At 74.4% G+C, this 13,696-nt stretch carries 11 protein-coding genes; 7 read left to right on the plus strand and 4 right to left on the minus strand.

Features of this window, described 5'->3' with window-relative positions; translation table 11 throughout:
* Positions 1–7: 7 nt before the first annotated feature.
* On the minus strand, positions 8–871 hold the full coding sequence (locus TOK_RS13840) for an MBL fold metallo-hydrolase (protein ID WP_098958266.1): 864 nt from the start codon (positions 869–871) through the stop codon (positions 8–10).
* Positions 868–1,248 (minus strand): cupin domain-containing protein, encoded by a 381-nt coding sequence (locus TOK_RS13845; protein ID WP_141566391.1) that lies wholly within the window; start codon positions 1,246–1,248, stop codon positions 868–870. The genes TOK_RS13840 and TOK_RS13845 overlap by 4 nt, the downstream gene beginning before the upstream one ends.
* Before the next feature lie 288 nt (positions 1,249–1,536).
* Between TOK_RS13845 and TOK_RS13850 the strand changes: the two genes are divergently transcribed.
* From TOK_RS13850 to TOK_RS13860, 3 genes are all read left to right on the plus strand, one after another.
* Positions 1,537–3,660, plus strand: a complete 2,124-nt coding sequence (locus TOK_RS13850; protein WP_098958268.1) for a glycosyltransferase family 39 protein — start codon at positions 1,537–1,539, stop codon at positions 3,658–3,660.
* 170 nt (positions 3,661–3,830) lie between these two features.
* Positions 3,831–5,093 carry a bifunctional glycosyltransferase family 2/GtrA family protein gene (locus TOK_RS13855; protein WP_098958269.1) on the plus strand — a complete coding sequence of 421 codons (1,263 nt, stop codon included), beginning with the start codon at positions 3,831–3,833 and terminating at the stop codon, positions 5,091–5,093.
* Complete coding sequence (locus TOK_RS13860; RefSeq protein WP_098958270.1) at positions 5,090–7,195, plus strand: glycosyltransferase family 39 protein; 2,106 nt, start codon at positions 5,090–5,092, stop codon at positions 7,193–7,195. The genes TOK_RS13855 and TOK_RS13860 overlap by 4 nt, the downstream gene beginning before the upstream one ends.
* A 57-nt stretch (positions 7,196–7,252) precedes the next feature.
* Here the strand turns inward: TOK_RS13860 and TOK_RS13865 are convergent, their stop codons facing one another.
* Complete coding sequence (locus TOK_RS13865; protein WP_098958271.1) at positions 7,253–7,816, minus strand: TetR/AcrR family transcriptional regulator; 564 nt, start codon at positions 7,814–7,816, stop codon at positions 7,253–7,255.
* 39 nt (positions 7,817–7,855) lie between these two features.
* Here TOK_RS13865 and TOK_RS13870 point away from each other — a divergent pair, with 39 nt between their 5' ends.
* From TOK_RS13870 to TOK_RS13895, 4 genes are all read left to right on the plus strand, one after another.
* A complete protein-coding gene (locus TOK_RS13870; RefSeq protein WP_098958272.1) occupies positions 7,856–8,293 on the plus strand; it encodes an SRPBCC family protein in 438 nt (145 codons plus the stop codon).
* A 534-nt stretch (positions 8,294–8,827) separates the two neighbouring features.
* Entirely contained in the window at positions 8,828–9,964 is a 1,137-nt protein-coding gene (locus TOK_RS13885) for an acyl-CoA dehydrogenase family protein (protein WP_098958274.1), read from the plus strand.
* A 68-nt stretch (positions 9,965–10,032) separates the two neighbouring features.
* The gene (locus TOK_RS13890; protein WP_098958275.1) at positions 10,033–10,533 is read left to right on the plus strand and encodes a PH domain-containing protein; all 501 of its coding nucleotides are present in this window, start codon (positions 10,033–10,035) and stop codon (positions 10,531–10,533) included.
* Positions 10,530–12,203, plus strand: coding sequence for a PH domain-containing protein (locus tag TOK_RS13895; RefSeq protein ID WP_098958276.1), 1,674 nt, complete (start codon positions 10,530–10,532; stop codon positions 12,201–12,203). The genes TOK_RS13890 and TOK_RS13895 overlap by 4 nt, the downstream gene beginning before the upstream one ends.
* On the opposite strand, the gene TOK_RS13900 is transcribed toward TOK_RS13895, so the two are convergent.
* The gene (locus tag TOK_RS13900) at positions 12,114–13,673 is read right to left on the minus strand and encodes a helicase HerA-like domain-containing protein (protein WP_098958277.1); all 1,560 of its coding nucleotides are present in this window, start codon (positions 13,671–13,673) and stop codon (positions 12,114–12,116) included. The two genes, TOK_RS13895 and TOK_RS13900, sit on opposite strands and share 90 nt — an antisense overlap.
* Positions 13,674–13,696: the final 23 nt, after the last annotated feature.

A 13,696-nucleotide genomic window follows, 5' to 3' on the forward strand; every position in this document is an offset into this window, starting at 1 on the left:
ATGCGCGTCAGCGCGACGCGAGATCGGGCCGGGCGACGAGGTCGTCGTAGATCCGGGCGACCGACCGTCGCTGGAACATCTCGATGAGGTCGTCGGGGTAGCCGACGTAGTCATCCGTGTCGACGTGGATGTTGTCCTCGAACCGGATCTCCGAGGCTGCCTGCTCGCTGTCCTCGCCACGGCCGATCGCCGCGGCGACCTGGCCGACCACCTCGCGCCCCCACTCGCGATAGCGGTCCAGGACCGCACGGTCGGCCACCTCGCCGTGCCCGGGGACGAGCACGTCGAAGTCGTAGGACGAGACCTTCTCGATCGCGTCGAACCAGTCCCACAACCGCGAGTCCTGGAACGACGGGAGCCCCGCCTCGCAGACGATGTCGCCGGTGAAGACGACCCCGTCCTCGGGGAGGTGGGCGATCAGGCTGTTGGCCGTGTGCCCCGGCTGGAAGGTCAGTTCGAGGTGCGCGTCGCCCAGGTGCAGGTCGAGCCGGTCGGAGAAGACGACCTCGGGGACGCGCACCCGGTACCCGGCCAGCAGCGGGACCGCCTCGGGATCGATGCGGTCGAACAGGCGGGCCAGGTACTCGTGGTCGGGCGCCTCGTCGAGCAGCCGCTGCCGGGTCCCCTTGTGCGAGACGACCTCGCCGCCCATCCAGAAGTTGCCGATCGTGTGGTCGGGGTGGTGGTCGGTGTTGACCACGAACCGGGTCCGTCCGAAGCCGTCGACCACCGTGCGCCACGCGATGGCGTCGGTCGGTCTGTGCGGGGTGTCCACCAGCGCGACACCGTCGGTGCCCGCGATGATCGAGTTGTTGCTGCCGAGATGCGCGGTCTCGACGTGCACGTGCGCGCTGACCTGCTGCAGCGTCACGGGTTCTCCCCTGGATCGGGCATCGACGAGCCGCCCAGGAAGCCCAGGAGGTTCTCGATCCGGGTCGGCGCGAAGATCTCGACGAACGTCGCCTCGCCCTCGATGCTGTGCCCCGAGTGGACGACGTTCCGGGGGATCACGCAGACGTCGCCCTCGGCGAGGACCGTCTCCTCGCCGCCGACCGTGAACGCGATACGGCCGCTGGTGACGACCATCGTCTGCTCCGCGTCGGGGTGGGTGTGCTCCGGCAGCGTGGTCGGGTGGACCCATCGGATGCGGTTGACGCCCATCTCCTTGCCGGTGACGGCGGTACGGAAGTTCCCGGGCAGGACCTCCCGTTCCGGCAGGTCCGACCAGCTGGCCCAGTAACCCGGCATCGGCGTCACCGTCCCCTTCGACTGTCGTGGGTGCGGCCGGTCGGCGGCGATCCGGCTTGGCGCGTCACGCTAGAGCCACCCACTGAAAACTGTCAACAGTCTTCAGTTGTCGGTCGGCAGCATTGCTCCGTCCATGCGTGACGATCGCGTGAACCACGGCGTCGGCCCGCCGTTCGTACACCGTCCGCCACATCCGGCGGGTCCGCCCCGGACCCCTGGCCTGCCGTTCACAGCCCGGGCACAGCGGGGGCAACGGTCCGGCACAGGGCCCGCCGCAAGCGTGTCGTCGTGACCACGACCGTGCCCGCACTCCCCGCGGCCGACCCCGCCCCACCCGCGCTCCCCCGCAGCCCCCGCCGCTGGGACCGGCCCGCGCTCGCGGCCCTGCTCGTCGCCGCGGCCGTGCTGTACCTGTGGGACCTCGGCGCCTCCGGCTGGGCCAACGCCTTCTACTCCGCCGCCGCCCAGGCCGGCTCGGTCAGCTGGAAGGCCTGGTTCTTCGGGTCCTCCGACGCCGCAGGCGCCATCACCGTCGACAAGACGCCCGGCGCGCTGTGGGTCATGGGCCTGTCCGTGCGGATCTTCGGGCTGTCCAGCTGGAGCATCCTGGTGCCGCAGGCCCTCATGGGCGTCGGCTCGGTGTGGGTGCTGCACAACACCGTCCGCCGCGTCGCCGGTCCCGCCGCCGGCCTGCTCGCCGGGGCCGTGCTCGCGCTGACGCCCGTCGCGGTGCTGATCTTTCGCTTCGACAACCCCGACGCGCTGCTCGTCCTGCTGCTCGTCGGCGCCGCGTACGCGACGACCCGCGCCGTCGAGGACGGCCGCACCCGCTGGGTCGTGCTCGCGGGTGCGCTCGTCGGGTTCGGGTTCATGGCGAAGATGCTCCAGACGTTCCTCGTCGTGCCCGCCTTCGCCGGGGTGTGGCTGCTCGCCGCACCCGCCGGGCTCGGGCGGCGCATCCGCGACCTGGCGGTCGCGGGCGTCGCACTCGTCGTCACGGCGGGCTGGTGGGTGCTCGTCGTCGCGCTGTGGCCCGCCGCCGACCGCCCCTACATCGGCGGCTCCCAGACCGACAGCGTGCTGGAGCTCGCGCTGGGCTACAACGGGTTCGGCCGGCTGACCGGCGACGAGACCGGCAGCGTCGGCGGCGGGCCCGGCGGGGGCTGGGGCGAGACCGGGATCGGGCGGCTCTTCGGCTCCGAGATGGGCTCGGAGGCGTCGTGGCTGATCCCGGCCGCGCTGATCCTGCTCGTGGTGCTGCTGCGGCTGACCCGGCGCGGGCCCCGCACCGGCCCGCTGCGGGCCGCGGCCTTGCTGTGGGGTGGCTGGCTCGTCGTCACGGCGGCGGTGTTCAGCTTCGCGGCCGGGATCATCCACCCCTACTACACGGTGGCGCTCGCCCCGGCGATCGGCGCGCTCGTCGGCATCGGCGTGGTGCAGCTGTGGCGGCGACGATTCGACGCCCGCGCCCGCGCCACCCTGGCGGCGACGCTCGCGGTGACCGCGTCCTGGGCCGGGATCCTGTTGGCGCGCACCAGCTGGCAGCCCTGGCTGACGTGGGCGGTGCCGATCGTCGGCATCCTCGCCGCCGCCGCGTTGCTCGGCGTGCACCGGCTGCCGCGGCTCGTCGTCCCGATGGTGGTGGTCGCGGCACTGCTCGGGGGCGTCGGCGGGCCGGCGGCGTACGCGGTCGCAACCGCGGCGACCCCGCACACGGGAGCGATCCCGTCGTCGGGGCCGGCTGGGGCGGGTGGCGGGTTCGGCGGCCCGGGCGGCGGTCGAGGACCCGGAGGGTTCGGCGGGCAGTTCGCGCCGCCGGGCGGGACTGTCGGCGCTCCGGGGACGAACACCGCTCCGGGCGCCGGCGGCCCTGCGGGAACGAACGGCCCTGCGGGAACGAACGGCGCTGCGGGGGCCGACGGCCAGGGCACCCGGCGCGACCGAGCGGGGACCGGGACGGGTGCGGGCGGGTTCGGCGGTGGGCGGGGCGGCGCGGGCGGGCTGCTCGGCGCCCCGACCCCCGGCGCCGCGCTCACCGCCCTGCTCAGCCGCGACGCCGGTTCCTACACCTGGGCGGCGGCGGCCGTCGGCTCCAACAGCGCCGCCGGCTACCAGCTCGCGACGCAGCTGCCGGTGATGGCCGTCGGCGGCTTCAACGGGACCGACCCCGCCCCGACCCCCGAGCAGTTCCAGGAGCTGGTGGCGCAGCGGCGGATCCACTGGTTCGCCGCGGGCAGCGGCTTCGGCGGCGGGTTCGGCGGCGGCACGGGCGGCACGGGCGGCACGGGCGGCACGGACACCGGCGGCAGCGACGCGTCGGAACGCATCACGGCGTGGGTGGAGGCGACGTTCACCCCGACCACCGTCGACGGCGTGACGGTCTACGACCTCACGGCCCCGGTGGCGGCGTGACCAGCTCCGGACCTGCCGAGCCCGTGAGTGGCAACAGTCGCCGTGGCGACTGTTGCCACTCACGAGGGTCCTCGGCATCCCACACCGGTCACCCGACCCGGCATGCGGTCACAGCCGCCGCACAGGACGACCACAAGGCGGCGACAGCAGCGAGCGACATCGTCTCCACCATGAGCCTCGACACCGCCGAGCCGGACGTGCTCGCGCCGCGTCCTCCTGGTCCGACCGGCCACCCCGTGCTCGACGTCGTCGTGCCGGTGTACAACGAGGAACGCGACCTCGAACCGTCGATCCGCCGGCTCCACGCCCACCTGCGTGGAACGTTCCCCTACACGTTCCGGATCACGATCGCCGACAACGCCAGCACCGACGCCACGCCGCTGATCGCCGCCGCGCTCGCCGACGAGATCACCGAGGTCGACGCGGTCCGGCTGGAACAGAAAGGTCGCGGCCGGGCACTGCGGACCGTATGGGGCGCATCGGATGCGCAGGTCCTCGCCTACTGCGACGTCGATCTCTCCACCGATCTCGCCGCACTCGCACCGCTGGTCGCCCCGCTGTTGTCCGGGCACTCCGACCTCGCCATCGGCACCCGGCTCGGTCGCGGGTCGCGGGTGGTCCGCGGGGCGAAGCGCGAGATCATCTCCCGCTGCTACAACCTGCTGCTGCGCGGCACCCTCGCCGCCGGGTTCACCGACGCCCAGTGCGGCTTCAAGGCGATCCGCGCCGACGTCGCCGCCCGGCTGCTGCCGCTGGTCGAGGACGCCGGCTGGTTCTTCGACACCGAGCTGCTGGTGCTGGCCGAGCGGGCCGGGCTGCGCATCCACGAGGTCCCGGTCGACTGGGTCGACGACCCCGACTCGCGCGTCGACATCGTCGCCACGGCGAAGGCCGACCTGCACGGCATCTGGCGGGTCGGGCGGGCCCTGGCCGCCGGCCGGCTCCCGGTCGGCGAGCTGCGCGCGAGCCTGGGCCGCGCGCCGTTGGACGTGCCCGGCGTGCCCACGGGGATGACGGGCCAGCTGGCCCGGTTCGCGGCGATCGGCGTCGCGAGCACCGTCGCGAACCTGGTGCTGTACCTGCTGCTGCGCGGGGCGATGGGCCCGATCGGGGCGAACATCGTCGCGCTGCTGCTCACGACGGTCGCCAACACCGCGGCCAACCGCAGGCTGACCTTCGGGGTCCGCGGCCGCGACGGCGCCACCCGCCACCAGTTCCAGGGCCTCGTCGTGTTCGGCATCGGCCTCGGCCTGACGACCGGGGCGCTGGCCCTGCTCGGCGCCCTCGACCCCACCGCCGGGCAGGCGACGGAGCTCGTCGTCATCGTCGTGGCCAACGCCGTGGCGACCGCGCTGCGGTTCGTCCTGTTCCGCTCCTGGATCTTCCGCGCCCGCCGCCCGGCGGCCCACCCCGCACCGGAGACCTCCGCATGACCACCACGCTCGACCCCGGGGCCCCCACGCACGCCGAGCCCGGGCCCTCCCCCGCGACGCCGACGCGTCCGCGCTGGGAGCTCCCCGCCCTCGCGGCCCTCCTCGTCGCGACGGCCGTGCTCTACCTCTGGGACATCACCGCCAGCGGGTACGCGAACTCGTTCTACGCCGCCGCCGTGCAGGCGGGGACGCAGAGCTGGAAGGCGTTCTTCTTCGGCTCGCTCGACCCCGGCAACGCGATCACCGTCGACAAGCCGCCCGCGTCGCTGTGGGTGATGGCCCTGTCCGGGCGGATCTTCGGCTTCTCGTCGGCGAGCATGCTGGTACCGCAGGCGCTGATGGCCGTCGGCGCCGTCGCCCTGCTGTGGGCGACGGTGCGCCGCATCGCCGGACCGGCCGCAGGCCTCCTCGCCGGCGCCGTGTTCGCGCTGACACCCGTCGCGGTCCTGATGTTCACGTTCAACAACCCCGACGCCCTGCTCGTGCTGCTCATGGTCGGCGCCGCCTACGCGACGACCCGCGCGATCGAGAAGGCCGGCACCCGCTGGCTCCTGCTCGCCGGCGTGCTCATCGGTGTCGCATTCCTCACGAAGATGCTGCAGGGCTTCCTCGTGCTGCCCGGGTTCGTCCTGGCCTACCTGTGGGCGGCACCGACGACGATCTGGCGGCGCATCCGGCAGGTGCTGGCGGCCGGCGTCGCGGTCGTGGTGTCGGCGGGCTGGTGGATCCTCGCCGTGGCCCTGTGGCCGGCGGCCGACCGGCCCTACATCGGCGGATCGACGGACAACAGCCCGCTGGAGCTGGCGTTCGGGTACAACGGCCTCGGCCGCATCTTCGGCGGGTCGGGCAACGGGGGCGGTGGTGGCCGCGGGGCCGAGATGGTCCCGGGTGGCGCCGGGTTCCCCGCCGGGTCCGGGTCTCCCGGCGGCGCGGGTGCCGTTCCCGGCGGGCCCGGGGGTTTCGGCGGCGGCCCGGGTGGTGGCTTCGGTGGACAGACCGGCCTCGGACGCCTCTTCAGCACCGAGATCGGCGGCCAGATCAGCTGGCTGCTGCCGGCGGCGCTGCTGCTGCTCGTCGCGGGGCTGTGGTTCACCCGCAGCGCGGCCCGGACCGACCGCACCCGGGCGGCGCTGCTGCTGTGGGGCGGCTGGACCGTCGTCACGATGGGCGTGTTCTCCCTGATGGAGGGCACCTTCCACCCGTACTACACGGTCGCGCTGGCCCCGGGGATCGCGGCACTCGTCGCGATCGGGGGGCACCAGGCGTGGCGGGCCCGCGACACCTGGACGGGACGGGCGACGCTCGCGGTCGCCGCCGCAGTCACCGCGGTGTGGTCGTTCGTGCTGCTCGGGCGCTCGCCGGAGTTCCTGCCGTGGTTGCGCTGGGTCGTGCTGGTGGCGGGGATCCTCGCCACCGCGGTGCTGCTCGTGCCCGCGGGCCGGCGTCGCTGGCTCGCGGTCGTGGCCGCGACGACCGCGCTCGTCGGGGTGGCCGGACCGGCCGCCTACGCCGTCGACACCGCCGGGACCGCCCATCAGGGGTCGATCCCGTCGGCGGGGCCGGCGGTCGAAGGCGCGCGCGGCGGGTTCGGTATCGCAGGCGGCCCGGGCGGTTTCGGCGACCGGGGTGTTCCGGGTTCCACGAGCGGCGACGCTGTCACCGGCCGCACGGGCCGCGGCGGCGCTCCAGGCGGGGACGCGAGCGGGGCACCCGGCGGGTTCGGCGGCGCCGGCGGGCCCGGCGGCGAGGAGACGACGGACTCCGCCCTCGCGGAGCTGGTCAGGGGTGCCTCCGGGTACCGGTGGGCCGCCGCGACGCTGGGCTCGCAGAGCGCGGGATCGCTGCAGCTGGCGACGGGCGCCTCGGTCATGGCGATCGGTGGGTTCACCGGCAGCGACCCGGCCCCGACCCTGGAGCAGTTCCAGGCGTGGGTCTCGTCGGGCGACGTGCGGTACTTCGTCTCCGGAGGCATGGGCGGGCCCGGCGGCGGCCGTGAGGGCCGCGGCACGGGCGCGCAGATCCAGGAATGGGTGCAACAGCACTTCACCGCGACGACGGTGGGGGGCCGGACGGTCTACGACCTGACGGCGCCCACCGGCTGACGCGGCTGCCACGGCGACGCGGCGGGGACCGGTCCCGCCGCGCCGCCGACCCCCCGGTCAGAACGCGTTGTCCCACAACGTCACGTACCGCTCGAAGGCCGCGTCGACGGCGACGCGGTCGCCGGTGGCGAGCAGGTCGAGCAGCAATCCGCGCACGACCGCGACGCCGAGCCGGACGTCGGTACGGGCCTGGTCGAGCGGCAGGCCGTAGTGGTCGCGCGCGGTGCGTGCCGACGGCTCGACCCAGCGTGCGATGTCGCCATCGAGCAGCCGGGCGGCGGGCTCCTCGCCGGCGAGGCCGCGGGCGTAGAGGGAGAAGAACAGCCGCACGTTGGGCGCCAGCGCCGGCTGCGAGACCTGCCGCCACAGCGCGCGCATCTGGTCGGGCGCCGACATCCCGGTGTCGGCGGCCAGCGCCGCGGCGAGCTCCTGCTGCGCGGCCTCGACCGCCTGGACCACGGCCAGGACGAGTCCCTCGCGCGACCCGAAGTGGTAGCTGAGCATCCGATGGCTGGTGCCGACGCCCTCGGCCAGGGCCCGCAGCGACAGGTCGGTCGCGCCGGTCGTCGCGAGATGGTCGAGGACGGCGGCGAGCAGCTCGTCGCGACGGGTCGTGCTCATGTCTGGACCGTACCAAGTGGTACATGTACCGTCTGGTACATGCGTACCGGGAGGATCGACGTCCACGCCACCAGCGACGCACCGCCCTCGGCGGTCTTCGCCCTGCTCCACGACGTCTCCACATGGCCCGACTGGGCCGACTTCGCCACCGCCCGCCTCGAGCGCGAGGGCTCGCCCGACCCCGACGGCGTCGGCGCCGTCCGCGCCTTCACCGGGCAGGCGAACACCCGCGAGGAGGTCGTCGCCGTCGAGAAGGACCGGCACTTCGCCTACGTCCTGCTCTCGGGCATCCCGATCCGCGGCTACCGCGCCGACGTCCGGCTGACCCCGACCGCGTCCGGCGGCACGGAGATCTCCTGGCAGTCGTCGTTCACCGCGAAGATCCCGGGCACGACCCGGCTCATCGAGAAGCGGCTCGGCGCCTTCATCGACGACACCGCCCGCCGCCTCGCCGCCGCGGCCGTCCACCTCCCCTGAGGGCCCGGGACCTGGACGCCCCTTCTGCAGGGACGGCCCTTTCTGCAGGAACAACCCGGCACCGGTCCGCGACACCGGCGAGATGATCGAGGCGCTCCGTTCCAGGGTCGGGACCGCCCTGAGCGCCACCAACGGCACCGTCCGGGCGGTCGGGGCGCTGACCCGGTCCGGGGTCGTCCGGCCGGTCCGCGGGAGCGCGTCGCGGGCACCGGCGACGTCGGCACGCTCGACGAGGACGGGCTGCTGCACCTCACCGGCCGCGCCGACGACATGATCGTCTCCGGCGGGGAGAACGTGCACCCCGGCCCGGTCGAAAACCTCATCGCCGGGCGCGACGACGTGCGGGAGGTCGCCGTCGTCGGGGTGCCCTGCCCCCGCCACCCCGAGGCACCCGTCCGGGCGCAACCTCACGGTCGTTCCCGGCAGCCGCACGAGCCGTACGGTTGCGCGCCTCGGACCCCTACCTGGTCGTCGCCGCTGCGGGCCGGGGGAACCGTGAGGTTGCGACCAGGGTCGCTCACGTAGCGTCGGTGCGTGCCGACCGTCGAGGAGCTGTTCGCCCCGCCACCCGAGGTCGCGGCCCATCCGGCCGTCGCGGCGATGACCCGGTTGTGCGACGACATGATCGGCCCGCACGCCCCGGCCGCCGACGACCCCGCCCGCGGCGTCGACCCCGCCCACCCGCGCGCGCTCGCCGCTGCGGGCCTGCTGTCGGTGCGCGTCCCCGCGACCGAGGGCGGGCTGGGGGCGTCGCAGCGCGTCGACGTGGAGACCGTCGAGCTGCTGGCGGGCACCTGCGGGGCGACGTGGTTCGTCGTCACCCAGCACCGCAACCCGCAGGGCGACTCGACGTCGCCGATCAAGGGCCTGCACGCCGACGCCTACCGGCACGGCCCGGCCGCCGCCCGGCACCGGCCCGGCCTCGCGGCCGCCACGACACTCACCGGGATCGCCGTCGCCCACATCCGCCGCCCCGGCCCGCCTGCGGTGCGTGCCGAACCGGCGCCGGGCGGGGGCTGGCGGTTCACCGGCACCGCCGACTGGTGCACCGGCTGGGGCATCACCGACCTCACCATGATCGCCGCGACGACCACGACCGGCCGGTTCGTGTTCGCACTGGTTCCGACGGCGCCGCGACCCGGGCTGCGGGTCGGGACGCCGGCGCCGCTCGCGGTCATGGGCGGCACCCGGACCGTCGGGCTGCAGCTCGACGGCATGACCGTCGACGCCGAGGAGGTGTTGCTCGACGTCGACGCCGCGGCCTGGATCGCCGCCGACGCCGTGCGCACCGCTGACACCCGGCCCGCGACGCTGGGCCTGCTGCGCCGGGTGCTCGTCGAGCTGGAACGGCTGGGCCTGCGCCGCGACCGGCCCGACACCGTCGACACCGCTTCGGTGCTCGGCGAACGGGCCGCCGCGCTGCGCGACGAGGCGCACGCGCTGCTGATCGACGTCCCCGCCGGGCAGCGGGTGCCCGAGCGTATCCGGCTGCGCGGGGAGATCGCCGAGCTGACCGTCCGGTCGGCGAACGCGTTGGTGGCGGCCAGGTCGGGCAGCGCGACGCTGCTGACCTCGCCGGAGCAGCGGTGGGTCCGGGAGGCGATGTTCCACCTCGTCCAGGGTCAGACCGACGTGATCCGGCGCGCGCAGCTGGCGGCGTTCGCCGGCTGACGGATGTCACGCCGCGGGCGCGACGGACCGACCACCCCTGACGCTGCCGCTCCGGGCACAGTGGAGCCATGACCACCGCCGTCGCGCTCCCCCTGCGCCCGCCCGCGCACCGCGTCGACCCCCGTGCGGTGCAGTGGTGGCGACTGCAGGGCCTCGCCGCACTGGTCCTGCTCGCCGGACCGCAGCTCGTCGTCTACCTCTCGCTCGGGATGTCGCCGTCGTGGCTGCTGGTGACGACGATCGTGACGGCCGTGCTCGCCGCCGCGTACGCGCTGGTCGTGCCGCCGGTCCGGTACCGCATCCACCGCTGGGAGATCACCGACGAGGCCGTCTACACGCTGTCGGGGCTGGTGGTGCGGGAGTGGCGGATCGCGCCGATCTCGCGGGTGCAGACCGTCGACACCGAGCACGGGCCGCTGCAGCAGTGGCTGAAGCTGGCGAGCGTCACGGTGACGACCGCGTCGGCGCGCGGGCCGGTCACGATCCACGGCCTCGCCGCCCCCGACGCCGCCGAGCTCGCCCGTGTCCTCACCGAGACGACGCAGGCCACCCCCGGGGACGCGACGTGAGCGACGACCCAGCCCACTCCGCGGGTCGCGACGTGACCGGCGTCGCCGAGCCCGCGCCGGTCGCGACGGAGGTCCCGTGGCGGCGCCTCGACGGGAAGATGCTGGTCGTCGCGCCGCTGCAGCACGTCGTCCGGCTGCTCCCGGTGCTGGTGATCCTGCTGTTCACCGGCCGCGGCGACCCGGTGCGGCTGTGGATCACCCTCGGCATCACGGTGCTGCTGGTCGTGCTCGGCGTCGTCCGCTGGAAGACGACGCGCTACCGGATCACCGCCGACCGGGTCGAGCTGCACAGCGGCTGGGTGCGGCGGCAGCGGCGCTCGGTGCCGCGCGACCGGCTGCGGACCGTGGACGTCACCTCCACACTGTTGCACCGGGTCTTCACGCTGGGCGTGCTGCACGTGCGCGGCGCGTCGAGCGCGTCGGCCGACCATCACGGACTCAAGCTCGACGCCGTCAGCGCCGCTGAGGCGACCCGGCTGCGCACCGAGCTGCTGCAACACGGCCCGGCACCCGCGCGTGTGGGCGGGCGGACCGTCGGGGGCGACCCGGCCGAGGTCGTGGGTGGCGATGGCCGCCATGGCGACCATCGCCAGTCACAGGTGTTGTCGGTGCTGCGCTGGCCCTGGATCCGGTTCGCGCCGTTGACGTTCTCGGCGCTCGCGGGCACCGGCGTGCTCGTCGCGGCGGTGTGGAACGTGATCAGCGAGCTGGGCATCCGCCCGCGTGACCTGCCGTTCGCCACCGACGTCGCCGACCGGGTCCGCGGCGCCGCGATCTGGCTGACCGTGGGGTTCTTCGCGGTCACGCTGCTCGTCGTCGCCGTCGTCGGGTCGCTGCTGATGTTCACCGAGCGCTGGTGGGGCTACCGGCTCACCCGCGACGACGAGGGCACCTTGCGCGTGCACCGAGGCCTGCTGACCCGGCGGTCGCTGTCGGTCGCCGGCACCCGCCGGCGCGGCGCCGCGGTGAGCGAGCCGCTGCTGCTGCGGGCCGGACGGGGCGGCCAGACCCGCGTGCTCGCGACGGGGCTGGGTCGCGGCAGTCAGGGCGGTGCGGTGCAGCCGGCCGCGTCGCGACGCGAGACCCACGCGCTGGCGGCACTCCTCGTCGAGGAGCCGGTCGAGCGGGCGACCCTGGCACCCGTGCTGCGCCACCCGCGGAAGGCGTTGTGGCGCAGGCTGACCCGGGCCGTCGTCCCCGCGCTGGTGGTGTGCGCGGCGGGCTGGGTCGTGGCGGGCACCGTGCCCGGCTGGGCCTGGCTCGGCCCCCTGACGACGGCGTTGCCGGTGCTGGCGGTGCCGGTGGCGTTCGACCGCTACCGCAACCTCGGCCACCTGCTCACCGGACGCCATCTGGTGACCCGCTGGGGCTCGCTGCACCGGCGCACCGTCGTCCTGGAACGCGACGGTGTCATCGGCTGGCGGCTGCGCCAGAGCGCATTCCAGCGCCGCGCCGGTCTGGTGACGGTCGAGGCCGTCACCGCGGCGGGCGAGGGCGGCTACACGGTGACCGACGTGGCCGGCGCCGACGGCGTCGCGCTCGCCGCGGCGGTCACCCCGGGTGTGGTGGCCGGGCTCCGCTCAGCGGCGCCGGGTACCGAACAGGCCGCGGGTGATCTCGCGACCCAGGGCGCTCGCCGCGGACCGCAGGAACGACTTGACCACCGGTGAGCCCAGCACCTCGGCGACCATGCCCGGCTCCTCCTTCTCCCGGCGCCGCTCGGGCTCCGGGGGCGGCGGGGCGTCGACGGGCGCGGCCTCGGGGGGCGACGGCTCGGCGATCTTCGCGGTGAGCTTCTCGTAGGCCGACTCGCGGTCGACGGTCACGCCGTACTTCGGGTACAGCGGCGACGCCTTCGCGGCCTCGGTGACAGCAGGCTCGCCGATGGCGTCCATCAGCGACCGCGGCGCCCGCATCCGGGCCCACGCGACCGGCGTCGGCGCGCCGCGCTCGGACAGCACCGTCACGATCGCCTCGCCGGTACCCAGCGACGTGAGCGCCTCCTCGAGGTCGTACACCTTCGAGGTCGGGTAGGTCTTGACCGTGCGGGCCAGCGCCTTCTGGTCGTCGGGGGTGAAGGCGCGCAACGCGTGCTGGATGCGCGCACCCAGCTGCGAGAGGACCGCGTTGGGGACGTCGGTGGGCAGCTGCGTGCAGAAGAACACGCCGACGCCCTTGGACCGGATGAGCTTCACCGTCTGCTCGATGCGCTGCAGGAACGCCTTCGACGCGTCGGCGAACAACAGGTGCGCCTCGTCGAAGAAGAACACGAGCTTGGGCTTGTCGAGGTCGCCGGCCTCGGGCAGGTCCTCGTAGAGCTCGGCGAGCAGCCACATCAGGAACGTCGAGAACAGCATCGGGTTGGCGGCCTGGTCGGCCAGCTCCAGCAGGGTGACGACGCCCTTGCCGTCGATCTGGCGGATCAGGTCGGCGGGCTCGAACTCCGGCTCCCCGAAGAAGTCCTCACCGCCCTGCGCCTCGAGGTTGACCAGCGCCCGCAGGATGACCCCCGCAGTGGCCGGGGAGACGCCGCCGATGCCCTTGAGGTCGGCCTTGCCCTGGTCCGACGTCAGATGCTGGATGACCGCGCGCAGGTCCTTGGTGTCGAGCAGCGGCAGCTGCTTCTGGTCGGCCCAGTGGAAGATCAGGCCGAGCGTCGACTCCTGGGTGTCGTTGAGCCCCAGGACCTTCGACAGCAGGATCGGCCCGAACTGGGTCAGCGTCGCGCGGATCGGCACCGCCGACGACGTCCCGCCCAGCGACAGGAACTCGCACGGGTAGGCCGTCGGCGTCCAGTCGTCGCCCGTGTCGGCGGCGCGCGAGGCGATCTTGGGCCCGTCGGCACCCGGCCGGGACATGCCCGACAGGTCGCCCTTGACGTCGGCGAGCAGGACCGGGACCCCGGCGTCGGACAGCTGCCCGGCCAGGCCCTGCAACGTCTTCGTCTTGCCGGTACCGGTCGCGCCGGCGACGAGGCCGTGCCGGTTCAGCGTCGCGAACGGGATGCGGACCTTGGCCGCCGGATCGACGGCACCGTCGACGAGCACGGTGCCGAGCTCCAGCGCGAGACCCTCGGTGGCGTACCCGGCGGCGATCTGCTGAGCAGCGGTCACCGGATCGGCGTTCGTGTTCTCCCCCACGTCGGCGGACTCTAGCGCCTAGG

Source organism: Pseudonocardia sp. N23 (genome assembly GCF_002583555.1).
Taxonomy (GTDB): domain Bacteria; phylum Actinomycetota; class Actinomycetes; order Mycobacteriales; family Pseudonocardiaceae; genus Pseudonocardia.